Source organism: Mycobacterium ostraviense (genome assembly GCF_002705925.1).
Classification (GTDB): Bacteria; Actinomycetota; Actinomycetes; order Mycobacteriales; family Mycobacteriaceae; genus Mycobacterium; species Mycobacterium ostraviense.
In genome coordinates, this window is record NZ_NKRE01000038.1 from 1 (window position 1) to 207 (window position 207).

Genomic DNA, 207 nt, shown 5'->3' on the forward strand with positions numbered 1-207 from the left:
CACGATCACGACAACACCGCATCGCAGAGCACGCCGCCGTTGCCGAGCACCATCGAGGCGTTCATGCGGCTGGTCGAGACCGGCTGGGACGCCGAGGTGGCCCGCCGGCCCCACGGGCAACACACCACGGTGGTGGTGCATCTCGACGTCAAGGACCGCATCGCGGCACTGCATCTGGGTCCGCTGCTATCCGACGCCGAGCGCCGC

At 69.6% G+C, this 207-nt stretch carries 1 protein-coding gene; it reads left to right on the plus strand.

Annotated elements, in window-relative coordinates; translation table 11 throughout:
• The coding region (locus tag CDN38_RS27750) for a DUF222 domain-containing protein (RefSeq protein ID WP_142361390.1) at window positions 1–207 on the plus strand (207 nt) is incomplete at both ends.